Consider the following 23,076-nt stretch of genomic DNA (forward strand, 5'->3'; position numbering starts at 1 on the left):
CGACCGGCCGCCGGTTGCCCGGATGCCGGAGTGCGCAGCCCGGATCATCGCACTCCGACGGGAACAAGTCACCTGGGGCTCCGGCCGTTCGATCTGTGGCCCGGGCGCCACAAGGTTGCCGTCCGCCCTTTGCCTGGATGCGAACCCGTGGCATCTCACGCTGTTCGGATGGCGCGGCGCCAGGTAGGGCGGCCTTGCATGAGCTAGAGGCGTGGATATGAAGCATTGGCGTGTCGACGACCTGGCCTGGGACCGCTTCGACCCCAGCCTGGTCGATCCGGATGTGCTGCTGCTGGTCAAGGCGGCCTCGGTGGTCGAGCGCAACGGCACCGACTACGCGGTCTATCTCAACAACGTCTTCACCGACGACGTCGCCTTCCAGGCCGCCTCCGACAACTGGGCGATCGAGGAGGTGCAGCACGGCGACGCGCTCGGGCGCTGGGCGATGCTGGCCGATCCGTCATGGGACTATCCGGCGGCGTTCGCGCGCTACCGCGCGAGCTACCACATCCCGCTCGATGTCGACGCCTCGGTGCGTGGCTCGCGCACCGGCGAACTGATCGCGCGCTGCATGGTCGAGACCGGCACCTCGTCGTTCTACACCGCACTCGCCGACGCCACCGCCGAGCCGGTGCTGAAGGCAATCTGCAAGCAGATCGCCGCCGACGAGTACCGGCACTTCAAGCTGTTCTACGACCACATGCACCGTTACCTGAAGCGCGAGCGGATCGGCGTCTGGCAGCGCACCCGCATCGCCCTCGGCCGGGTCACCGAGACGGAGGATGACGAGCTTGCCTTCGCCTACCACACCACCAACGAGCCGGTGGGCATGGCGTACGATCACGAGCGCTGCATCGCCGCCTACATGGCCCGCGCAATGGGCTTCTACAGGCAGGGTCATCTCGACCGCGCGGTGGCGATGATCTTCAAGACCATCGGCTTCAGGCCGCACGGCCGCGTCTGCCGGGGTGCGGCGCGCGTGGCGTTCGGTCTGATGCAGCGCCGCCGCCGCAAGTTCGAGACGGTGATCCGGCCGGGTCGGCCGCCGCGGCGGTATGGCAGCGCCCGTCGTGGCGCTCCGCAGCGCCAGGTTGCCGCCGAATAGCTAGATCACCGAGCCGGGTGCGAGCTGGCTGACGCCGAGCAGCGTCACCATGGTGCCGTCGGCGAGGCCGAGCGTCGTGTTGCCGCCGGCCACGGTGACCGTGGGCGCCGCCGCGTAGCCGAACAGCGAGATGCTGTCGATGCCGGTCTTGAAGCCCGCGATCACGTCCCGTCCGCCGGCCTCGCCGGCGATGATGTCGTAGCGGTCGGCATCGCCGCCGCCGTCGACTGTGGTCGTGCCGGATCCGAGCACCACGGTGTCGGCACCGCCGCCCAGTGATGCCGTCAGCGTTCCGGCGCCGCCCCAGATCGTGTCGCTGCCGGTCCCCCCGATGACCGTCGAGGCACCGCCGCCCGCGATGAACTCGGTGCTGCCGGCGCCCCCCACGAGCACCGAGCGGCCGGTGCCGCCGACCAGCGTATCGCCACCCCCGCCTGCATGCAGCGTGTCGTAGCCGGTGCCGGCGAACAGCGCGTTGTCCGTGCCGCGGCCGAAGATCTCGCCGTTGCCGGCGCCGATCACGGTATCGTCGCCACCGGTCCCGCCGGTGACGGTGGACTGCCCGCTGCCGGTGAAGACCAGGTCCGCGGTGCCGGCGAAGATGGTGCCGACGCCCGAACCGCCGATGATGGTGTCGTGGCCGCCGCTGCTGCCGAACAGGGCGCTGCCGCCGGCGCCGCCGAACAGCAGGTCGTGACTGCCGCCGCCGGCGAGCGTGGTGTTGCCTCGCCCCGCCGCCAGCACGTTCGAGCCTCCGTCCCCGCCGGTGAAGCTGCCGCCGCCATCACCTCCGTCGATGGTGGCGGTTCCGGCGCCGCCGGCCACGGTGCTCGACCCGATCCCGCCGTAGAAGGTGAGCAGGCCGGAACCGCCGGTCACCGACACCGCCCACGCCCCGGCGCTGATGGTGTCGTTGCCGCTGGCGGCGATCACGGTGTCGTTGCCTGACAGCGCCAGCGTCTGGTTCTGCGACGTCAGGTCGATCACGTTGGCGACGGCATCGGTGGTGGTGGTGGCGCCATTCGCGACCGGTGCGGTCAGGAACCCGGGCGCCGCAATGCCGTCTGCCGCCCCGGCCTCCGCCACGGTGCCGATCAGGGTGCCCGCGCTGTCGTAGATGTTGCGCGTGGTGGCCTCCGCCGACACGCTCTGGGCGAGCAGGTTGGCCGGGTTGGTGATGGTGGTCAGCACCAGCGCATCGGCCGGCGAGAAGCTCTGCGTGACGACCGAGTTGTTCAGCTGGGTGGTGGCCTGGCTCTGCAGCACGTCGGTGTCGCTGTACCGGCTGACGACCGGCGCGCCGGCATCGGTGTCGATGGCGAAGCTGCGGTCGGGTTCCACGACGATTGCGAGCGGGGTGCTCGGCTGCGACACATTGCCGGCGGCGTCGGTAACCGTCGCGGTCAGGCTGTAGCTGCCGGCAGCGAGGATCGAGGGCAGGAAGGCGACGTCGCCGTTGTCGTCGGCCCCGAGTCTCGCGATCGTCCGGTCGCCCTGGAAGATGGTGACGACGTCCTGCGGCCCGACCGATGCAAGCAGTCCGTCCGAGAAGGTCTGGCTGACGGCCAGCGCCGGCGGCGGCACGGTGTCGATGGTGAGCGCCAGCGGTCCGGAGGCGGTCGAGCGAATGCCCTGGCCATCCGCCTGCGCGGCCAGCACGGTATAGGCGCCATCCGCAAGCGGACTGCTCACGATCGACCAGTTGCCCTCGGAATCGACTGTCCCGGAGCCCAGGATGGCCGCACCCGGCCCGGCATTTCCCTGCTCGACATACAGCGTGACGGTGTCGCCTGCGATGCCGGTGCCGTCGATCGTAGGTGTGCTGTCGTTGGTCAGCCCGTCACCCTGGGCGCCGCTGTCGCTGCCGGCGGCGAGGACCGGCGTGGACGGCGCCGGGGGTCCGACCGACACCGTCACGCTGCCGGTGGCGGTGTTCGCCGCCGGGTCGATCACGCTGTAGGTGAAGCTCGAAGTCTGCCCGGACACGCCTGTGGTGGGCGTGAAATCCAGCGCGGCCAGGTCCGCCACGGTCAGCGACTGGTTCGCCGTGAGCGCCACGCCGTCCAGGGTCACGCTGCCGTTGTCGGGCAGGGTATCCACGGCAACGGTCAGCAGGTCGGAGGCGAAATCCGGATCGTTCGGCGTCAGCAGGCCGAGCGGCGTCGCATCGGCATTCTCGGCGACGGCGACCGGGGTGGCGTCCGCCGGGACCGGCAGTCCGACCGCGGGACCGATGGCGAGGAAGGCTTCGCCGAGCGAGCTGTTGCCGGCGAGATCGGTCACCGCATAGAGCAGGGCCGAGGCCGGGACGTTGAACTGGTTCGGGGTCGGGGTGAAGTCGAGCGACCCCAGTTGCGCGGCGGTCATCGTGGCGCCGATGCCGATCGCCACGCCCGCCAGGGTCACCGTGCCATCGCGGGGCAGCTCCTCGATGGTGACGCTCAGGGCGGCGCCGGGGCCGGCGGTTTCGGTCGGCACCGGGATGTCGATGGCCAGTGCGCCGCTATTCACACCGCGCGTCACGATGTCGCCGAACGTCGAAACGGGCCGGGCGGTGTCGAGCACGAAGCCGAGCGAGGCGGACCCGGTGCCGGTTCCGGATGCGGTCGCCACGATCGTGTGCCTGCCATCCGCCAGGGTCGGCGCGAAGCTCCACGCGCCGAGATCGCTCGCCGTCGTGCTGCCGAGGATGGCGTTGCCCTCGGTAAGGGTGACGGTGGCGCCCGCGGTCGCGGTGCCGTGCAGCGTGTCCGTGTTGGTGATGCCGTCGGTCGACGACGCGCCGGTATCCGACACCAGCGTTGCGGTCACCGGCATCGGCGGTGGTGCGAGCGAGATGTCGGTGCCGCCATTGCCGTCGGCGACGGCATAGAACGGGGTGCTGCCGAGCGGCGCGGACGGGTCCATCTGCAGGGTGACGCTGTGGTCGTCGCTGCCGGTGACGGTGAGGATGTTGCCGTCGCCCACGAACAGCACCGGGGCCGCGCCGGCCAGATCGGTCACGTCGATGACATCGCCGGTGGAGAAGCCGACCAGGGTGTTGAGGGTGGGCGCATTGGCGGTCGAGAAGGCGAGGGTGGCCGGATCGCCGCCGCTCCTGAAGGTGATGCCGCCGGGAATGACGGCCGGCGCGCCGACCTCGCTGCCGACGTTCACGGCGACCGGCTCCGGGCCATAGCCTCCGGCGGCATCCGGCGCGCCCAGCGCCAGCGTGCCCTGCTCCAGCAGTGTGCCGCCGGTATAGCTGTCGTTCAGGCCATCGAGTGCCACCGTGCCGGCGCCATCGATCACCAGCGCGCCCGCGGTGCCGGTGGCCTGGCCCGCATCGGAGCCGTATTCGTCGGTCACGGTGCCGGCGATTGTGAGGGTCTGTCCGGTGGCCGGCGCCAGGGTGACCGGGCCACCCTGCAGGAACAGCCCGCTGCCATAGCCCGCGCCAGCCGCCCCGGCGCTGCCGCCGTCCGCACCGCCGCCGACGGTGGCGATGCCGAGCGAACCGGCGCCAATGGTCAGCGCTCCGCCGGCCTGCACGAAGACGTCGCCGCCCGCGCCCAGGCCGCCGCCGCCCCCGGTTTCCGGGGAAGCTAGCGAATTGCCCTTGCCTGCGCCGAAGCCGCCGCTCCCGCTGGGGGCGCCGGAGAAGAAGTCGGAGCCGCCGCCGCCGCCGCCAAAGCCTCCGCTACCACCGCCGGTCGGGCCATTGCCATCCCCGCCGCCGCCACCGCCGCCGCCAAAGGCTCCCGTTCCACCGGGTCCATCCCCGCCGCCAATGCCGCCAACGCCCGCTCCGCCGGCAAGAACACCCACTCCCGGCACGCCGCCAGACCCGCCGATGTTGATTAACCCTGCTCCACCTGCGCCTGCCAGCCCGCCGCCGCCGCCGCCGGCACCGCCGGCAAAGATCGGGATGGCACCCCCGCCGCCCCCTGCGCCGCCGATTGCTGCATCCGCTGTGAAGCTCACCGCGTCCAAGACTACGGAGGCTCCGGCGCCGACGAAGACACCTCCACCAAGCCCGGCGCCACCACCGCCGCCACCGCCACCGCCAACGGTGTCGGTGCCGCCGGCGCCGCCCTGGGCCACGGCGTCGTTGATAGTCAGGTTCTGCACCGCGACGGTGCCCGCCTCGACGAACAGGCCGCGATACAGGCCGCCGCCGTCGATTGTATGGCCGTCACCGATGATCGTCAGGCTGGCGAGCGCCTGGAGGTCGATCGCGGTCAGGTTGCCGGTCTCGGCGATGTTGGCGGACAGGGTGATCGTCTGTTTGCCGGGTTCCGCGTTCACCGCGACGATGTCGGCTTCCAACTGGGTCCAGTTGGACGCGGTGAAGCCGTCGCCGACCATCGGTGGGGAGGGCGCGAAGCCGAGCAGCCTGGCCGGATCGAACTGCAGCCGGCGTTGCGGCGCGCCGGCGGAAGGCCGGTCGTCGGTCATTGCAATCATCGGACTGGACCTATCAATAAAGGCGCGGGTCTCTGCGTGACGGCGACACAGTCGATGTTTCCGAGCGGCAAAAACCCGCCGCTGTTAGAAACTATTACGTAATGATTTCGCAAATGGTTTATGCTCGATTACATCAGCGGGCATCTTTTGAATGCTTGCGCTGATCAGGCGAGCGCCGAGCGGGGCCGGAACATGTTCCACAGGAATCACGACGACCGCGACACGACAGGTTTCGGTTTCCTTCCGGATGCGCATCGCGTGCGCCGGATCGACCGCGCGGTCGCCGCGCTGCTCGCCGGCAGCCTGATCGAACTCGGCCGCTGCTGCCTCGGGGTGATCGCGATCGACCAGGGAGCGCTCCGCCGCCAGGCCGGCCTTCTCGCGAATACGGCAGCGATCGCGCCGTCGGTGTTCGTGCTCCACGAGGCCTGCCTCGAGGCCGCACGCAGCGACGATCCCGACGCGCTGGCACGGAGGCTGGCAGAGATAGCGACGGTTGATCTCGCCTGGATCCCGGGCAGCGTGCGGGGCTTCGGCGATGCCTCGCTGCCCGACGTCGACTGGCAGCGCATGCGGCGCGTGCTGCTCGCACAGCCGGGCTCGTCGCTGGCGCTGGCGCCGGCGCCGGCCGACATCGTCCACGATGCCCGCGGCCGGCTTGCCGAGGCGCGCTCTGCGCTTGCCACCGCCGATCCGGCGCTCGCCGCAGAGACCGACGTGCTGGTCACCGAAACCGTCTTTGCCGCCGCCGCGCATCGCCCGGACGGCTTCGGGGGCGCCACCTGCTTTGCGGTGCGCGGCACGGCGTTCCTGAACCCCTGGCGACATCCAACCATCGTCTCGATGGCCGCAGGCCTGGTGCACGAAGCGGCGCACGCGCTGTTGTTCGGGTTGTCGAAGGGAGCGCCGATGGTCCGCAACGATCCGGCCGTGCTCTACGCCTCCCCGCTGCGCAGCGATCCGCGGCCGATGGACGGCATCCTGCATGCCAGCTTCGTCTCGGCCCGCATGGCCTTCGCGTTGCAGCGCCTGCTGGCCGGGGACGTGCTCGACACCGCTGAGCGTCTCGAGGCCGCCCACGCGCACGACGCCGCCTGCCGTGCCTTCGGCGCCGGCGCCGCGGTGGTGCGCGCGCATGGCCTGCCGACCGCAACCGGCGGCCGCGTGATGGACGAGGCGACCGCCTTCATGCAGGCAGCCTCGGCAACCGGCTAGTTCATCCGGCTGTCGCGGCAGCCGTCTGCTGCCGGCGCTGCTCGACCGCGCGCGAGGCGGCTCCGGCGGACCGGCTCTTGCGAAGCGGGGCCGCACCTGCTGGAACCGCCGATCGAGAGGCAGGGAAGCAGATGGACACGATCAGGCTGGGCTATGCGGACACGCTCGTGCACGAGGCCAGCGCGGCCGCGGTGGCGCGCGTGCTCGAGGCGCACGATCTCGAGGTCGAGTACGTGCCCTGCGAGCCGGCGGCGCTGCCGGGGCTGATCGAGGAGGGCGCCATCGACCTGCTCGCCACCGCCTGGCTGCCGGCAACCGACCTCAGGCTGCTGGCTTCCGGCCGCATGCAGCCGCTCGGCCTGCTGTACCGGCCGAGCTTCGTCTGGTGCGTCGCCGGCGGCGAGGTGGCGACGATCGAAGGGCTCGCCACGGCATCCGGCTTCGACCGGCGCATCCTGGTCGAGGCCGGCACCCCGCTCGCCGCACTGTCGGAGCGGGCACTCGACGCCTGCGGGCTGCGACGGCAGGGCTACGCGGTCGAGGCGGTGACGGCGGCAGCCGCGCTGGCCTGGGCGGAGGAGGCCGTTCCTGCGCGCATCGTGCCGCTGTCGCAGCCGCACGCCCTGATGCACGCCCAGCTGCTGCGGCCGTTGCTCGATCCGGGCGGTGTGCTTGGGGGTGAGCAGGAGGCGCGGCTGCTGCTGCGCGCCGACCTGCGCGGAACGCTCGACGCAGACCTGATCGACGAACTCGACGAACTGACGCTTGGCAACAAGGTGGTGAGCGCGCTGGCGCACGCCATGCGCTCGGGTGGGATGAGCGCCGAGGAGGCCGCCGAGGCCTGGCAGCGCGGCCGGCTGTCACCGCGTGCCTGAGAAGCATGGAGCTGAGACGCCGGCGGCGGGGGAGGAGCGGGCCCCCGGGGCAGGCATGACCGGGGATGCCGCCGATCGTGCGCTTGCCGAACAGTACGAGGCCTACCCCTACCCGGCGCGCGATGCCCGCGAAGAACGGACCCGCCTGATCGTCGGCAGCCCGGGACATCTGCGCGAGATCGACCACTGGGTATTCGGCGCCGCCCGGTCCCGGTCGCAACCGCTGCGCGTGCTGGTGGCCGGCTGCGGCACCGGCGACGGCGCCATCATGTTGGCGCAGCAACTCGCCCAGGCCGGGCGTCCGGGCCACGTGCTGTGCCTCGATCGCTCGCGCGCAGCGCTCGGCATCGCGAAGGCGCGGGCGGAGGTGCGCGGGCTTGCCAACATCGCCTTCCGCGAGGCCGACCTGACGGAGACCGGCATGCTCGGCATCGGTCCGTTCGACTACATCGATTGCTGCGGCGTGCTGCATCACCTGCCGGAGCCGGAACGCACCCTGCGGGACCTCGCGGCGCTGCTGGCGCCGGGCGGCGGCATCGGCCTGATGGTGTATGCGCCGCATGGCCGCACCGGCGTCTACATGCTGCAGGACGCGCTCGCGTTGCTGGCGCCGGCCGCCGAGCCGGCGGCACGGCGCCTCGACGTCGCCCGGCGGGTGATGCGCAACCTGCCGCGCTCGGCATGGCTGCATGCCAACGGCAATTTCGGCGACCATCTCAGCGGTGGCGATGCCGGACTGTACGACCTGCTGCTCAACCCGCGCGACCGTGCCTACGATGTGCCGGCGTTGCGGCACCTGGTGGAAGCGTCCGGCCTGGCCATCGCCTGCCTGTTGGAACCAGCCCGCTACGACCCGGCCCTGCTGCTGCCGGATGCGAGGCTGCGCACCCGGCTGGAGACAATGCCGCCGTTCGACCGCGCCGCCGTGGCCGAGGCGCTCGCCGGCAACATGAACACCCACATCGCCTATGTGACGCGTCCGGGCGAGGCGCCGCCGCCGCCCGACCCGACGGCGCCGCACGCGGTGCCGGTCGCGCGCGAGATGCCGGCGGCCGAGCTCGCGCGGCAGATCGGCCCGGACGGCAGCCTGCCGCACGCCTTCGGACGCCTGGCGGTGCGGATACCGCTGCCCGCGCAGGCCCGCGCCCTGCTCGGCCTGATCGACGGCGAGCGCACGGTGGGGGGCATCGCGGAGGCGATGCGCCAGCGCGGCGTGGCGCCGGCGCAGTTCGAGCCGGCCTGGCGGGACACCGCCGCAACGCTCATCCGGCTCAATCGCGTGCTGCTTGCCGCCCCGGGCTGATCCGGCGGCTCCGGCTGCCATCGTCATCTTCGGCGCCGGACTGCGCCCGGACGGCTCGCCCAGCCCGACGCTGGCCGGCCGGGTGCGAGCTGCGCTGGCTCTCGGCAGGCGCCTGCAGGGCCCGCTCTACATTCCGACCGGCGGCATCGGCCGCCATGGCCCATCGGAAGCGGCGGCGATGGCGGCGATGCTGCGCGAGCACGGAGTTGCGGACCACCGCATCGTGCGCGAGGACACCGCGCGCGACACCCTCGCCTCGGTGCTGGCCTGCGCCGCGATCCTGCGCGCGCGCGACCACCGCGGCCCGGTCTATGCAGCCAGCAGCGCCTATCATCTGCCTCGCTGCGTGCTGCTGCTGCGGCTTGCCGGGGTTGCGGCCCGTCCGGCACCGCCACCGCCGATGCCGGCCTCCTCGCGATGGCGCAAGCGCTGGTACTGGCGGCTGCGCGAAGTGCCGGCGCTGCCGTGGGACGCGATGCTGATGCTGCTTGCGATCGCAAGGCGCCGGAGCCTCCGACGCCTCTTGTCATGACATGGTGGCCCACGAGGTCTCACGGATTCGTGGAAATACTGTATTTTACAGTATTGTTTTCAATCCGGGTCTTGATCGAACAAATCCTGCTCCCGGCTGATCACGAAATCGGTATTTTTTCGTCATCCAATGAGCGGGTTTCGATTGCGGTTCAGGAATAACCCCGCTACCTAGTGGCCGAACGCTGCTATCGAAGATGTGACTATCAAAAACGCGAGACATTATAACGAGACTTTGCAAACCAGCCGGAAGCGAGTGACTGCGTAATTCGACATCCGGTCGGGATTTTATTCATTTACAGATGTTTAGCTCGCGTCGTGGTTCAGCATCAAAGGCTTGCCGGTCGATTTTGACAGCAGGCCGCCGGACCACCCGCGGTCCCGAATTTCCCGAATACTTGAATTAACCCCCCGATCGATTGTCCCGAAGGAATTCCAGCCATGACCAATCCCAGCCATGTTCATTACGATACCGCACACAACTCGGCGGTCCGGGCCGATGGCAGCGTTCACCGTAATGCTCCCGCACAGGGAGCCGTGTGATGAGCAACGGTTCCTTCGACGTCAACTTCACCACCACTACCAGCCTGTACAACACCCCGTTCACCACCATCTGGGGAAACTCCGACGAACACTCGCTGTCGTCCGCGGGACTTTGGCTCGGCTCGTCGGGATCCGACTACACCCCGATGGGGATCATGCAGAGCCCGTCAGGAGCAAGTGCAGGCGAGGGCTACGGACTGTACAGCTATACGGCGCGCTACGAGTATTCCGGGCAGGGCGCCGGTGACTACCTGCTGCTGTGGCGCGCCGACGACCAGTGGCTCGACGGTGCCGCTCCCGGGCTGATCACCGAAATGGACATGCTGGAGACGTTCGACAACTCGAAGACCGCCATGTCCACGCTGCACTACTACCAGTCCTCTGCTGGCAGCGACAACGGCTACAGCTCGCACGGCACCACCGGCCTCGACCTCACCAAGCTGCATGTCTATTCGATGGATTGGGAGGCGGGATCGCTAACCTTCTATATCGACGGCAAGGAGATCTACCAGGTCACCGGCTCGACCGTGCCGACCGACTACGCGCACGGCGGCTCCAACCAGGTGATGGGAATGGGCGCCGAGAACGAGAACAGTTCGGTCGGCATGTATGTCACCGAGGCGCAGTATACATCCTCCGCCGATCTCGCCTCCGATGGCGGCGCCGGTAGCGTGATGGCCGCTCAGATCAGCCGCGCCGGCATCGCAACCTCCACCATCACCACGACGACCACGACCGCCACCCCATCCGGCCCGATCGCCGACACCGCCGCGATCAATGTCTCGGCACCCGGCACGGTGCAGGAAGCGAGCGTCGGCGCCGGCGTCACGGTCAAGGAGATCATAACCGGCACGCCCGGCGCCACGGTCTACGAGGCGGTCTTCACCAAGACCTACGGCGCCGAGAGCAGCTGGACCGCGGTGACGCTGAACAGCGCCGGCACGGCCACCATCAGCGTTCCCTTCCAGCACACCGGCGACTTCCTCGTGGTTGCGAGCGACACCTCGGGCGCGGCCGCGGTGAACGGCTACTCCAGCGCCATCACCATCACCGATGCGGCGGCGACCGCGCCCACCGCGCCGACCGCTCCCACCGCGCCGACGATCCCGGTGACCCTCGCGGTCTCGGCACCCGGCACCGTCCAGGAGGCCGGCGCCGGCGCCGGCGTCACCGTTACCGAGACGATCAGCGCGACCGGTGTCTCCACCGTCTATGCCGAGGTGCTGACCTCGTCGGGCGCCGTCGAGAGCGGCTACCAGGCGGTCGCCATCGGCGCCGCCGGCACCGGCACGGTGTCCCTGCATCTCGCGCAGTCGGGCGACATCGTCCAGGTCGCCAACAGCACGTCCTCGCCGTCGGTCACCGCGAAGTCGGCAGCTGTCAAGATCACCGATCCGGTCGCGACCGCGCCGGTCGCCCCGACGACGCCCGTCGTAGCGTCCGCCCCGACCTTCACGATCACCTCCATCACCGACGTGAACAACACGCTGGTCGTCACCGGCACCCGCGCCATCGGCTCGACCAGCACGGTGCGCGACTACATCGACGGCTCCTACAAGGGTGTGGTCCAGGACAATGCAGCGGACGGCAGCTTCACCTACGATCTCGCGGCGCCGACCACCGCCGGCAACCACACGCTGGAGCTGACGCTGGACCAGTCCGGCCTCACCGCCAGCAAGAGCTTCACCGTGCCGGGCGCCACGACCACAACGCCGGCGCCGAAGCCCACCATCAGTGTCTCCGCGCCCGGTTCCGTGCAGGAAGCCAAGGTCGGCGCCGGCGTCACCGTCACCGAAACCATAACCACGACCAACCTCGCCGCGTCGGGCAATTCCGGCACGGTCTATGCCGAAGTGCTGACCAGGTCCGGCGCGGTCGAGAGCGGCTACCAGGCGGTGAGCATCGTCAACGGCACCGGCACCGTGGCGCTGCACCTCGCCAACACCGGCGACACCGTGCAGGTGGCCAGCAGCCTGGCCAGCCCGGTGACAACCGCGGCATCCTCGGCGATCACCATCACCGACCCCACGGTCGCCAAATCGTTCACCATCTCCAGCATCACCGAGACCAATGGCCAGCTCGTCGTCATCGGCAACCGAGCGATCGGCTCGGCCTCCACGGTGCGCGACGTCGTCGACGGCAGCTACAAGGGTGTGATCCAGGACAATGCGGCGGACGGCTCGTTCCGCTACGTCCTCGCGGCGCCGACCACGGCCGGCACCCACACCCTGCAGCTGACACTCGACCAGTCGAACCTCACCGCCAGCATGAGCTTCATCACGTCGGCGAGCGGCACGGGCGGTACGGGCGGTACGGCGGGCACCGGCGTGACCGTCGCCCCGACCGGCACGCAGCCGGCCGGCGGCTCGTCCAGCAGCACCGCCACGCCGAGCGGCCTCACCATCTCCAGCCTCACCGAGGACAAGGGCCTGCTGCTGATGACCGGCGACAAGGAGATCGGCAGCGCCGCCACCATGCGCGAGACCATGGACGGCCACTATCTCGGCACCCTGCGCGACGGACTGAAGGACGGCGCCTTCAGCATGCACATCCAGGACGTCACCGCCGGCGCCCATGTGCTGCAGCTGACGCTCGACGGCTCCAGCACGACCGCCACCTACGACTTCACCAAGACCGCGACCGGCAGCATCACCGCGCTGATGCCCGCCGGCACCGCCAGCGCCAGCACGCTGATCGTCGCCAACCACAACTCCGCCAGCGCGACCGCGGCCTGAACCGACCGATCCGGCCTGCAAGCCGGGTCCTGGTCACACACTCCGGAATGCATCCGCCGTGGCACGCCGGAGCTTTACAGCTCCAGGCAGGCCACGGCGGAGTTTCTTCATGGCGACCAGTTCCCGCATCCTCGACTTCCTGAGCGGCGCCGGAACCGACGGCAGCGGACGCCGGATCGAGGAGATCCAGGCCTGGGACGACCGCCGGCTCGAAGCGGTGCACGACTACATCCAGTGGCTGTTCCCGCTTCCGGAAGCCAGCGGCTTCAACCCGGACGCGCCGATCCTGACCGGCACCGACATCGCCACCCTGAAGCACGACCCCGGGCTGCAGGAGGCGCTGAGGCGATCCTGGCGGCGGATGCTGGCGTTCTACCGGCTGGAGGCCATCGCCGCCCCGGGCGCCCCGGTGGCGGCGCTGGATGCGGCCAGTGTCGTGCGCGCGCACTGGATGCGGCCCGGCGACCACAACATGCTGCGCATCAGCCGCATCCTGCGCTGCCTGGCGCTGGCCGGGCTGGGCCACGAGGCGACCCTGACGCTGGCGGCGCTGGAGCGGGTGTACGCGGCGCCCGGCGGCGCGCAGGCGATCGGCGCCCGCAGCCTCGGCTTCTGGCGGCAGGCAGCGGGGCCCGATCACCCGGGAATTCCTTGACTTTGGTGCAGCGCAACGCGATCTAGGATGGGCTGACGCGGGAGAGACCGGTGACACCCGGCGCCGAAGGAGCAACCGCCCCGGAAACTCTCAGGCAAAAGGACCGCCCAGCTCTAGCTTCTGGAAAGTGGCGTCTCGCGCGCCCGCCGACGGGATAACGATCTCAGGCCAACCGACAGAAGGGGCACCAACGGACCGGCACTACGCCGGCCAGCGAGGTGTGTCCCATGGCCCTGTCCGACGTCGCCGTCGCCCGCACCCCGCTCCACGCCCTGCATGTCTCGCTCGGCGCCCGCATGGTGCCGTTCGCCGGCTACGAGATGCCGCTGCAATATCCCGCCGGCATCCTCACCGAACATCTGCACACCCGCGCCAGGGCCGGGCTGTTCGACGTCTCGCACATGGGGCAGATCCGGCTGCGGCCGCGCTCGGGCCTGGTGGCTGATGCGGCGCTGGCGCTGGAACGGCTGGTGCCGGCGGACATCGTCTCGATCGCACCCGGCCGGCAGCGCTACACGCTGTTCACCGATCCGCAGGGGGGCATCCTCGACGACCTGATGGTGGCCAATCTCGGCGACCACCTGCTCCTGGTGGTGAATGCCGCCTGCAAGCAGACCGATCTGCTGCACCTGCGCGCCCACCTGTCGGACGCCTGCACCGTCGAGCCGCTGTTCGAGCGCGGGCTGGTGGCGCTGCAGGGCCCCGGCGCGGAAGCGGCGCTGGCGGCGCTCGCCCCGGAGGCCGCCGCGATGAGTTTCATGGACGTCCGCCCGCTCGACGTGGCGGGCGTGTCCTGCATGGTCTCGCGCTCCGGCTATACCGGCGAGGATGGCTACGAGCTCGGCATCCCGCAGACCGATGTGGTGCGGGTCGCCGAGGCGCTGCTGGCGCAACCGGGTGTGCTGCCGATCGGCCTCGGCGCCCGCGACAGCCTGCGACTCGAGGCCGGCCTGTGCCTGTACGGCACCGATCTCGATGCCGGCACCAGCCCGGCCGAGGCGGCGCTCGAATGGTCGATCCAGAAGAGCCGTCGTATCGGCGGCGTCCGCGCCGGCGGCTTCCCCGGCGCCGACCGCGTGCTGGCCGAACTGGGCTCCGGGGCAGGGCGGCGGCGGGTCGGGCTGCTGCCGGAAGGCCGCGCGCCGTTGCGAGGCGGCACCAGGCTGTTCGCCAGCGAGGATTTCAACGCGCCTTCGATCGGCACCGTCCGGTCCGGGGCATTCGGGCCCACCCTGAACGCGCCGATGGCGATGGCGATGGTCGAAACCGGTCACTCGGCCGACGGCACCCGGCTGGTCGCCGAGCTGCGTGGCCGCCCGGTGCCGGTCCGCGTCGCACCGCTTCCATTCGTCACCCCCGGCTACAAGCGAAACGCCAAGAGGACCGCAGCATGACCATCACCGAAGCTGCCATCTGGGAGGGCACCGGCCCCGACGCGCAGGCCTTCATGGGCCGGCATATCGGACCGGATGCCGGCGAGGTCGCCGCCATGCTGCGTGTGGTCGAGGCGCCGGACCTGCACAGCCTGATCGCCGAGACGGTGCCCGCCTCCATCCTGGAGCCGCTGGCCGATGGCGTGGCGCCGGGCCTGACCGAGACCGAGGTGCTGGACCGTCTGCGCGGCATCGCCGGCGAGAACCGGGTGCTGACCTCGCTGATCGGCCAGGGCTACCACGGCACCGTGCTGCCGCCGGTGATCCAGCGCAACATCCTGGAAAGCCCGGCCTGGTACACCGCCTACACGCCATACCAGCCGGAAATCAGCCAGGGCCGGCTGGAGGCGCTGCTGAACTTCCAGACCCTGGTCTGCGAACTCACCGGTCTCGATGTCGCCAATGCGTCGCTGCTCGACGAGGCCACCGCGGCGGCGGAGGCGATGGCTCTGGCGCGTCGCAGCTCCAAGGTCCGCGCCAACGACTTCTTCGTTGATGCCGACACCCATCCGCAGACGCTGGCGGTGCTGCGCACCCGCGCCGAGCCGCTCGGCTGGACGCTGGTGGTCGGCGATCCGGCAACCGATCTCGAAGCCGGCAGCGTGTTCGGCGCGCTGCTGCAGTATCCGGGCAGCTCCGGCGCGGTGCGCGACCATCGCGCGACTATCGCGTCGCTGCATGCGGCCGGTGCGGTGGTGGCGATGGCGGCCGATCCGCTGGCGCTGTGCCTGCTGACCCCGCCCGGCGCACTCGGCGCCGATATCGCGATCGGCTCGATGCAGCGCTATGGCGTGCCGATGGGGTATGGCGGGCCGCATGCCGCCTACATGGCCGTCCGCGACGGGTTCAAGCGCTCGCTGCCGGGGCGGCTGGTCGGCGTCTCGATCGACAGCCACGGCAGGCCGGCCTACCGGCTCGCGCTGCAGACCCGCGAGCAGCATATCCGCCGCGAGAAGGCGACCTCCAACATCTGCACCGCGCAGGTGCTGCTGGCGGTGATCGCCTCGATGTATGCGGTCTATCACGGCCCCGAGGGCCTGACCGCGATCGCGCGCCGGGTGCACCGGCTGACGCAGATCATGGCGGCGGGACTTCGGAAGCTCGGCGTCGATGTCCGCAACGACGCTTTCTTCGACACCCTGACCATCGATGCCGGCAAGGATGCCGACGCGGTGCATGCGCGCGCGGTGGCGGCCGGGTTCAACCTGCGCCGGCATGTCGGCGAGAAGAGCGGCCTGATCGGCATCAGCCTCGACGAGACCAGCACGCAGGAGACGGTGCGCGCGGTGTGGCAGGCGGTGGCCGGCGATTCGCGGCCGCAACTCGACGCCATGCCGGAGGGCATCCCGGAGGCGCTGCGCCGGCAGGGTCGCCTGCTCGACCATGCGGTGTTCCACGCGCATCGCTCGGAGACCGACCTGCTGCGCTACCTGCGCCGGCTGGCCAACAAGGACCTGGCGCTCGACCGTACCATGATCCCGCTCGGCTCCTGCACGATGAAGCTGAACGCCACCGTCGAGATGATGCCGATCACCTGGCCCGGCTTCTGCGACATGCATCCGTTCGCGCCGACCGACCAGGCGCAGGGCTATGCGCGGCTGTTCGCCGAGTTGCAGGCCTCGCTCTGCGAGATCAGCGGCTACGACGCCGTCTCGCTGCAGCCGAACTCGGGCGCGCAGGGCGAGTATGCCGGCCTGCTGGCGATACGCGGCTACCATCGAAGCCGCGGCGAGGCGCATCGCGACATCTGCCTGATCCCGGCCTCCGCGCACGGCACCAATCCCGCCAGCGCTCAGATGGTTGGCATGCAGGTGGTCGTGGTGGGTTGCGACAGCAGCGGCAACGTCGACGTCGCCGACCTGCGCGCGAAGATCGAGAAGTACGCCGACCGGCTGGCGGCGATCATGATTACCTATCCCTCGACGCACGGCGTGTTCGAGGAGAGCGTGCGCGAGATCTGCTCGGCCGTGCACGATGCGGGCGGCCAGGTCTATCTCGACGGCGCCAACCTCAACGCCCAGGTCGGTCTGTGCCGCCCCGGCCATTACGGCGCCGACGTCAGCCACTTCAACCTGCACAAGACCTTCTGCATCCCGCATGGCGGCGGCGGTCCCGGCATGGGTCCGATCGGCGTCGGCGCGCATCTCGCACCGTTCCTGCCGCAGCACAGCGAGGCGTTCGACAGCCATGCGGTGTCGGCGGCGCCATACGGCTCGGCGTCGATCCTGCCGATCTCGTATGCCTACATCATGCTGATGGGCAGCGCCGGTCTGCGTCGCGCCAGCGAGATCGCGATCCTGAACTCGAACTACATCGCGAGCCGGCTGGCGTCGCATTATCCGGTGCTGTATCGCGGCGATCATGGCCGGGTCGCGCACGAATGCATCATCGATCTGCGCCCGATCAAGGATGCCACCGGCATCACGGTCGACGACATCGCCAAGCGCTTGGTCGATCACGGCTTCCATGCGCCGACGGTGAGTTTTCCGGTCGCCGGCACCTTCATGATCGAGCCGACCGAGAGCGAGAACAAGGCTGAGCTGGATCGCTTCTGCGATGCGCTGATCTCGATCCGCGCCGAGATCCGCGCCGTCGAGCAGGGCCGCATCACGGCGGCGGAGAGCGCCCTGCGCCATGCTCCGCACACCGTTGCCGATCTTCTTGCGACCGACTGGCAGCGTGCGTACTCCCGCGAGGAGGGCTGTTTCCCGGCCGGCGCGCGACGCACCGACAAGTATTTCCCCCCCGTAGGCCGCCTGGACAACAGCTACGGCGACCGCAACCTCATCTGCTCGTGCCCGCCGGTGGAGGAATTGTCGGAGGCGGCGGATTGATCCGGTCGAAGCCGGACGGCCGGAAGACCTCGAACCCTGCGGCCTGTCGATACGCGGACCATGATCTGAACGGCAGGCTGAAGCCGGGAGACTGCCCGCGACAGCCGAACTCTTCCGGGTAGACGGGCTGCAGCGCCTGTCGCCTCGATCGACCTCGCGCAGAGAGTGATGGATGCAGCGGTGGCGGCTTCTCCACCCGACCGGGTGGACTGATGCCGACAGGCCCTTCGTGCCTCGATCCGTGGACGATGCGGACGGCTGGCAGAACCCGGCTCATGGTGAAGCATGGACATCCGGCCTGAAACGACTCAGGCTCGACGACGGTACGGAGATACCGGGAGGAAACACATGTCGAAACTCTCGCTCTGGCGCGGCGTGGCGGCCGGCCTGATGCTGGCGATCGCAGGTGCCACGGTGGCACGGGCGGCGGACCCGGCGCCGTCGCAGCGCCTGCTGGTCCGGACCACCGGCGGCCCGGTGCTCGGCGAGCAGGCCAGCGGCATCGAGAACTTCCTCGGTATCCCCTACGCCGAACCGCCGGTCGGCGACCTGCGCTGGCGGGCGCCGCACCCGGTCGCGCCCTGGGCCGGCGTACGCTCCGCCGCCGCCTATGGCAGCTATTGCCCGCAGCCGCGCGGCCTGCGCTCGCCGACCATCGTCGTCGACGAGGACTGCCTGTTCGTCAACGTGCAGCGCCCGGCGGGGACCGTGCCCGGGGCCCGGCTACCGGTGTTCGTCTACATCCATGGCGGCGGCTTCACCTCCGGCTCGAGCGCGCGCGACGGGCAGGACCTGCTGGTGCGCCGCGACGGCATCATCGGCGTGACGCTGAACTACCGGCTCGGCGCGCTCGGCTTCCTCGCCCTGCCGGGGATGCAGGGCGAGGATCGCGCGGCGGGGGATGCCGGACTGCTCGACCAGCAACTGGCGCTGCGCTGGGTACGCGACAACATCGCCGCCTTCGGGGGCGATCCGGGCCATGTCACCATCGGTGGCGAATCGGCGGGCGGCTACTCGGTGTGCGCCCATCTGGTGGCGCCCGGCTCGCGCGGCCTGTTCCAGCAGGCGATCATCGAGAGCGGGTCCTGCTTCAGCCGCAGCCTCGCGCGCTCCACGACGGACGGCGAGGCCTACGCGCGCAGCCTCGGCTGCGACGAGCGGGGTGCCATGCTCGCCTGCCTGCGCCGCAAGCCGGTGGTGGAGCTGCTCGACCACCAGGCCGCCGGCTACGTCCCGACGCGCGACAACGACGTGCTGCCGAGGGATCCGCGTGTCGCCGTCGTGCAGGGCGATTTCGCGCATGTCCCGGTGCTGATCGGCTCCACCCTCGACGAGCAGCGCTCCTTCACGATGAACGACATCGGCTGGACCCGGGCGAAATACCTGGCCGCCATCCGGCTTCGCTTCGGCCGCGACGCCGCGGCGGTGCTCGCTGCCTATCCCCCGCCCGCCGATCCGTCCCCCCAGGCCCCGGCCTACCGGTTCGCCGCCGCGACAACGGATGCGGGCATTCTCGGCGCGGATAATGTCGAGTGGGGCATCGGCGGCTGCGGCGCGGCCTGGCTGCGCGACACGCTGGCGCGTCAGGTTCCGGTGCACGCCTACGAGTTCGCCTACCGGAATGGCCCCGGCTGGTATCCGATCCCGCACTACGTGTGGGGTGCGGGCCATGCGACCGAGCTGGTCTACCTGTATCCCGGCCACGATGGCGGCATCGACTATGCCCGTTTCACCCCGGCAGAGCACAGGCTGTCCGACCAGCTGGTCCGCTACTGGGGCGCCTTCGTGGCGAACGGCCGTCCGGACGTCGGCGGCCAGGTGGCCTGGCCGACGTTCAACCAAAGCCACGAGCTGCTGTCGCTGACGATCGGACAGCCGGTATCCGAACCCGCCGCCGCGTTCAGGGCCGCCCATCGCTGCGACCTGTGGGACCGGATGCAGGGTGATCGGGTGCATCCCGGAGGCTGATTACCTGCACGGCGCGGAACTCCGTACCGATCGCCGCCAGCAGAGCGGTGGCGGCGACCGGGAGCGGGCGTCCGGACCGCGTCACCACCCCGATGGAGCGGCGCATCACCGGTGCGGCCAGCGGCCGCGCCACGAGGCCGAGCGCCTGCCCCAATGCCTGCACGGTGCGGCTGAGCGTCGACTGCCCCACCCCGGCCGCAACAGCGCCGCGGCTGAAGCTGCCGGCCGCGGCCACCTGAAGGAACGCCTCGCGCCGGGCGATGGTCGGCGTCAGGCGCATTCCGCATCAATATATCCATCACCCGTCATTGTCCGCATGGGTTGGTCGCGGCAGAGTTCGCGGCATCGGCGCCAGACCGGATGAAGGGGAGACACGATGCTCGCGACCCTCGGTGCGCTGACCATCCTCGTCCTGCTGGCGGTGATCATCCTCGACCTGGCTTCGCCGCTGGTGGCATTGATCGGGGTGCCGGTGGTGGCATCGCTGCTCGGCGGCTTCGGTCTCAAGACCGCGGGCTTCATGGTCGCCGGCATCTCCGCCATCGCACCGGTCGCCGGCCTGTTCGTGTTCGCCATCCTGTATTTCGGCATCCTGGCCGATGCCGGGCTGCTGGAGCCGATCATCGGCTTCATCCTGCGCGTGGCAGGCTCGGACCCGACCCGCATCGTCGTCGGCTCCGCGGCTCTCGCCCTGCTGGTGCATCTCGACGGCTCCGGCGCGGTCTGCTTCCTGGTCACCATCCCGGCGATGCTGCCGCTCTACGAGAGACTGGGGCTGGACCGGCGGGTGCTCGCCTGCGTCACCTCGATGGCCGCCGGCGTCAATTTCCTGCCCTGGACCGGGCCGACCCTGCGCGCCGCCGCCGCGCTGCATGTCTCGCCGCTGGAGCTGTTCCGGCCGCTGATCGGGGTGCAGATCACCGGCCAGCTCTTCGTCTTCGCGACCGCCATCGTGCTCGGCCGGCGCGAGGCACGGCGGATCGGCGCGATCGCCGCCACCGGCGCAACACCGGCGACAACGGCGCCGGCCGCCGCGATGAGCGATCCGGCGCTGCGCCGGCCGCGCCTGTTCGTCGTCAATCTCCTGCTGACCGTGGCCGTCTTCGCGGTGATGATCTCGGACATCGTTGCCCCGGTGGTGGCGTTCATGGTCGGCACCGTCATCGCGCTGATGCTCAACTACCCGCGCCCGGCGGATCAGCGCGCGCGCATCGACGCGCATGCGAGGCCGGCGCTGCTGATGGCGGCGATCCTGCTCGCCGCCGGAGCCTTCACCGGCATCATGGGCCATACCGGCATGCTGCACGCGATGGCGCAGGCGGCGGTGTCCGCGGTGCCGGTCGGCGCCGGACGGCAGATCCCGTTCGTCCTCGGCCTGCTCTCGATGCCGTTGAGCCTGGTGTTCGATCCGGACAGCTTCTATTTCGGCGTGCTGCCGGTAATCGCCGACGTTGCCCACCGTCTCGGCGGCCATCCGCTGGCGGTGGGGCAGGCGGCCCTGCTCGGCCAGATGACCACCGGCTTTCCGATCAGTCCGCTGACGCCGGCGACCTTCCTGGTGGTCGGGCTGTGCGGCATCGACCTGTCCGCGCACCAGCGGTTCACCATCCCGTTCCTGCTCGCCGCCTCGGTGCTGATGACCTTCGCCGCGGTGCTGTTCGGGGTGTTCCCGCTATGAGGACCGTCCGCATCGGCGCCGGCGCCGGCTATTCCGGCGATCGCATCGAGCCCGCGCTGGAGCTTGCCGGGCATGGCGCGCTGGATTTCCTGGTCTTCGAATGCCTCGCCGAGCGCACCGTGGCGCTGGCCCAGCTCGCCCGGCAGCGCAACGCGGAGGCCGGCTTCGACCCGTACCTCGCCGAGCGGCTGCAGACCGTGCTGCCCGCCTGCATCGCCCACGGCACCAGGATCGTGACCAACATGGGCGCCGCCAATCCGCTTGCCGCCGCCCGCGAGGCCGCACGCATCGCCCGGTCTCTGGGTCTGAAGCTGCGCATTGCCGCGATTACCGGCGACGACGTCACCGATCTCGTGCGCGCGCGCCCGGAGAGCCCGCTGGTCGAGACGCAGGGCGTGGTCGGCGATGTCGCGGATCGCATGATCTCGGCGAACGCCTACCTCGGCGCCTGGCCGGTCGCCGATGCGCTGGCCGGCGGCGCCGACCTCGTCATCACCGGCCGCATCGGCGATCCGGCGATGTTCCTGGCGCCGATCGCGCACAGTTTCGGCTGGCCGCGCGACGACTGGCGCCGGCTCGGCTGCGGCACCGCGGTCGGCCACATGCTCGAGTGCGCCGGCCAGGTCACCGGCGGATACTACGCAGATCCCGGCCTCAAGGACGTCGAAGGGCTGGCCCGGCTCGGCTTTCCGCTGGCCGAGGTTGCCGAGGACGGCACGGCGGTCATCACCAAGGTCGCCGGCAGCGGCGGCCGGGTGGACGCCGCCATCTGCGCCGAACAGCTGCTCTACGAGGTGCACGATCCGGCCCGCTACATGCAGCCCGACCTGGTCGCCGATTTCAGCCGGGTCACCCTGGCCTATGCCGGCGCCGACCGGGTGACGCTCGCCGGCGCCACCGGCACCGCGCCGACCGATACGCTGAAGGTATCGATCGGCTACCGCGACTCGTTCGTCGGCGAGGGCGAGATCTCGTATCGCGGCGAGGGGGCCGGGGCGCGCGCCGCACTCGCCATCGCCATCGTGCGCGAGCGCCTCGAGCTGACCGCCGCGCCGATCACCGAGCTGCATGTCGACATCGTCGGACGCGAGCCCGGCGAGGTCCGGATCAGGGTCGCCGGCCGGGCCGCCACCAGCCGCGACGCCGCCCGCATCGGGCGCGAGGTCGAGGCGCTCTACACCAATGGCCCGGCAGCCGGCGGCGGCGCGCGCAGCGTGGTGCGCGAGGTGATCGCGGTGGTCTCCACGCTGATCGATCGCGCGCTGGTCGAGACGAGCACTACATGGATCGGCACATGAAGCTGCGGGAGATCGCGCATGCACGCGCCGGGGACAAGGGCGACGTTTCCAGCATCTCGGTGATCGCATATCGGCCGCAGGACTACCCGTTGCTGCTGCGCGCCGTCACCGTCGAGCGCGTCGCCGCGCATTTCTCGTCGCTGGCGCGCGGGCCGGTGCGCCGGTACGAGATGCCGGCGCTGCACGCCCTCAACTTCGTCCTCGAGGGCGCGCTCGGCGGCGGCGTCACCCGCTCGCTGGCCCGCGATGCGCACGGCAAGACGCTGAGCGCGGTGATGCTCGAGATCGAGATGCCGGAGACAGGTGGATGAGGTCGCTGTACTGGCTGGCGCTTATCGGCCTTCTCCCGGCAGCAATGCCGTCCCGCGACCGGAGCGTGTCGATCCCGACCACGATGTGATTGCGGCGCTCGAGCGCCGGGCCGGGGATCGCGCCGGGGCCGTTCGTCGCCACCAGA

15 protein-coding genes and 1 riboswitch are annotated in these 23,076 nt (G+C 70.4%); of the genes, 13 read left to right on the top strand and 2 right to left on the bottom strand.

What is annotated here, in order from left to right:
• Positions 1-217: 217 nt before the first annotated feature.
• Positions 218-1,105, top strand: a complete 888-nt coding sequence (locus FE263_RS07950; RefSeq protein ID WP_240759292.1) for a ferritin-like domain-containing protein — start codon at positions 218-220, stop codon at positions 1,103-1,105.
• Here FE263_RS07950 and FE263_RS22055 read toward each other — a convergent pair whose 3' ends face one another.
• Positions 1,106-5,542 carry a beta strand repeat-containing protein gene (locus FE263_RS22055; protein ID WP_171033995.1) on the bottom strand — a complete coding sequence of 1,479 codons (4,437 nt, stop codon included), beginning with the start codon at positions 5,540-5,542 and terminating at the stop codon, positions 1,106-1,108.
• A gap of 201 nt (positions 5,543-5,743) precedes the next feature.
• On the opposite strand from FE263_RS22055, the gene FE263_RS07960 reads away from it, so the two are divergent.
• The 9 genes from FE263_RS07960 to FE263_RS08000 all read left to right on the top strand — a co-directional run bounded on the left by FE263_RS07960 (position 5,744) and on the right by FE263_RS08000 (position 19,643).
• Positions 5,744-6,766, top strand: coding sequence for an aKG-HExxH-type peptide beta-hydroxylase (locus tag FE263_RS07960; RefSeq protein WP_171033996.1), 1,023 nt, complete (start codon positions 5,744-5,746; stop codon positions 6,764-6,766).
• Between the two features lie 131 nt (positions 6,767-6,897).
• On the top strand, positions 6,898-7,641 hold the full coding sequence (locus FE263_RS07965; RefSeq protein WP_138325409.1) for a glycine betaine ABC transporter substrate-binding protein: 744 nt from the start codon (positions 6,898-6,900) through the stop codon (positions 7,639-7,641).
• 55 nt (positions 7,642-7,696) lie between these two features.
• Positions 7,697-8,944: a class I SAM-dependent methyltransferase gene (locus FE263_RS07970; RefSeq protein WP_138325711.1), complete on the top strand. Its 1,248-nt coding sequence runs from the start codon at positions 7,697-7,699 to the stop codon at positions 8,942-8,944.
• Entirely contained in the window at positions 8,928-9,476 is a 549-nt protein-coding gene (locus FE263_RS07975) for a YdcF family protein (protein ID WP_240759200.1), read from the top strand. Before FE263_RS07970 ends, FE263_RS07975 begins: the two co-directional genes overlap by 17 nt.
• A 541-nt stretch (positions 9,477-10,017) precedes the next feature.
• Entirely contained in the window at positions 10,018-12,753 is a 2,736-nt protein-coding gene (locus tag FE263_RS07980; protein ID WP_138325410.1) for a family 16 glycosylhydrolase, read from the top strand.
• A gap of 109 nt (positions 12,754-12,862) precedes the next feature.
• Entirely contained in the window at positions 12,863-13,408 is a 546-nt protein-coding gene (locus FE263_RS07985) for an opioid growth factor receptor-related protein (protein WP_138325411.1), read from the top strand.
• Between the two features lie 28 nt (positions 13,409-13,436).
• Positions 13,437-13,524: riboswitch (glycine riboswitch) on the top strand.
• A 111-nt stretch (positions 13,525-13,635) separates the two neighbouring features.
• On the top strand, positions 13,636-14,802 hold the full coding sequence (gene gcvT / locus FE263_RS07990; protein ID WP_138325412.1) for a glycine cleavage system aminomethyltransferase GcvT: 1,167 nt from the start codon (positions 13,636-13,638) through the stop codon (positions 14,800-14,802).
• On the top strand, positions 14,799-17,675 hold the full coding sequence (gene gcvP, locus FE263_RS07995; RefSeq protein ID WP_138325413.1) for an aminomethyl-transferring glycine dehydrogenase: 2,877 nt from the start codon (positions 14,799-14,801) through the stop codon (positions 17,673-17,675). Before gcvT ends, gcvP begins: the two co-directional genes overlap by 4 nt.
• A gap of 348 nt (positions 17,676-18,023) precedes the next feature.
• The gene (locus FE263_RS08000; RefSeq protein WP_205880307.1) at positions 18,024-19,643 is read left to right on the top strand and encodes a carboxylesterase/lipase family protein; all 1,620 of its coding nucleotides are present in this window, start codon (positions 18,024-18,026) and stop codon (positions 19,641-19,643) included.
• On the opposite strand, the gene FE263_RS22900 is transcribed toward FE263_RS08000, so the two are convergent.
• Positions 19,576-19,923, bottom strand: coding sequence for a LysR family transcriptional regulator (locus FE263_RS22900; protein ID WP_138325414.1), 348 nt, complete (start codon positions 19,921-19,923; stop codon positions 19,576-19,578). The genes FE263_RS08000 and FE263_RS22900 overlap by 68 nt on opposite strands.
• A gap of 96 nt (positions 19,924-20,019) precedes the next feature.
• On the opposite strand from FE263_RS22900, the gene FE263_RS08010 reads away from it, so the two are divergent.
• From FE263_RS08010 to FE263_RS08020, 3 genes are read left to right on the top strand one after another with little or no spacing between them, the layout of a single operon-like run.
• A complete protein-coding gene (locus FE263_RS08010) occupies positions 20,020-21,321 on the top strand; it encodes a CitMHS family transporter (protein ID WP_138325415.1) in 1,302 nt (433 codons plus the stop codon).
• Positions 21,318-22,619 (top strand): acyclic terpene utilization AtuA family protein, encoded by a 1,302-nt coding sequence (locus FE263_RS08015; RefSeq protein WP_138325416.1) that lies wholly within the window; start codon positions 21,318-21,320, stop codon positions 22,617-22,619. Before FE263_RS08010 ends, FE263_RS08015 begins: the two co-directional genes overlap by 4 nt.
• On the top strand, positions 22,616-22,930 hold the full coding sequence (locus FE263_RS08020) for an AtuA-related protein (protein ID WP_138325417.1): 315 nt from the start codon (positions 22,616-22,618) through the stop codon (positions 22,928-22,930). The genes FE263_RS08015 and FE263_RS08020 overlap by 4 nt, the downstream gene beginning before the upstream one ends.
• Positions 22,931-23,076 lie beyond the last annotated feature (146 nt).

The sequence above is a fragment of the Lichenicoccus roseus genome (genome assembly GCF_005844085.1).
GTDB classification, from domain to species: domain Bacteria; phylum Pseudomonadota; class Alphaproteobacteria; order Acetobacterales; family Acetobacteraceae; genus Lichenicoccus; species Lichenicoccus roseus.

Bases quoted from the DNA above. Each gene is read 5' to 3' on its own strand.
- FE263_RS07950 (WP_240759292.1), top strand. From the start codon at position 218: ATGAAGCATTGGCGTGTCGACGACCTGGCCTGGGACCGCTTCGACCCC.
- FE263_RS22055 (WP_171033995.1), bottom strand. From the start codon at position 5,542: ATGACCGACGACCGGCCTTCCGCCGGCGCGCCGCAACGCCGGCTGCAG.
- FE263_RS07960 (WP_171033996.1), top strand. From the start codon at position 5,744: ATGTTCCACAGGAATCACGACGACCGCGACACGACAGGTTTCGGTTTC.
- FE263_RS07965 (WP_138325409.1), top strand. From the start codon at position 6,898: ATGGACACGATCAGGCTGGGCTATGCGGACACGCTCGTGCACGAGGCC.
- FE263_RS07970 (WP_138325711.1), top strand. From the start codon at position 7,697: ATGACCGGGGATGCCGCCGATCGTGCGCTTGCCGAACAGTACGAGGCC.
- FE263_RS07980 (WP_138325410.1), top strand. From the start codon at position 10,018: ATGAGCAACGGTTCCTTCGACGTCAACTTCACCACCACTACCAGCCTG.
- FE263_RS07985 (WP_138325411.1), top strand. From the start codon at position 12,863: ATGGCGACCAGTTCCCGCATCCTCGACTTCCTGAGCGGCGCCGGAACC.
- gcvT (WP_138325412.1), top strand. From the start codon at position 13,636: ATGGCCCTGTCCGACGTCGCCGTCGCCCGCACCCCGCTCCACGCCCTG.
- gcvP (WP_138325413.1), top strand. From the start codon at position 14,799: ATGACCATCACCGAAGCTGCCATCTGGGAGGGCACCGGCCCCGACGCG.
- FE263_RS08000 (WP_205880307.1), top strand. From the start codon at position 18,024: ATGTCGAAACTCTCGCTCTGGCGCGGCGTGGCGGCCGGCCTGATGCTG.
- FE263_RS22900 (WP_138325414.1), bottom strand. From the start codon at position 19,923: ATGCGCCTGACGCCGACCATCGCCCGGCGCGAGGCGTTCCTTCAGGTG.
- FE263_RS08010 (WP_138325415.1), top strand. From the start codon at position 20,020: ATGCTCGCGACCCTCGGTGCGCTGACCATCCTCGTCCTGCTGGCGGTG.
- FE263_RS08015 (WP_138325416.1), top strand. From the start codon at position 21,318: ATGAGGACCGTCCGCATCGGCGCCGGCGCCGGCTATTCCGGCGATCGC.
- FE263_RS08020 (WP_138325417.1), top strand. From the start codon at position 22,616: ATGAAGCTGCGGGAGATCGCGCATGCACGCGCCGGGGACAAGGGCGAC.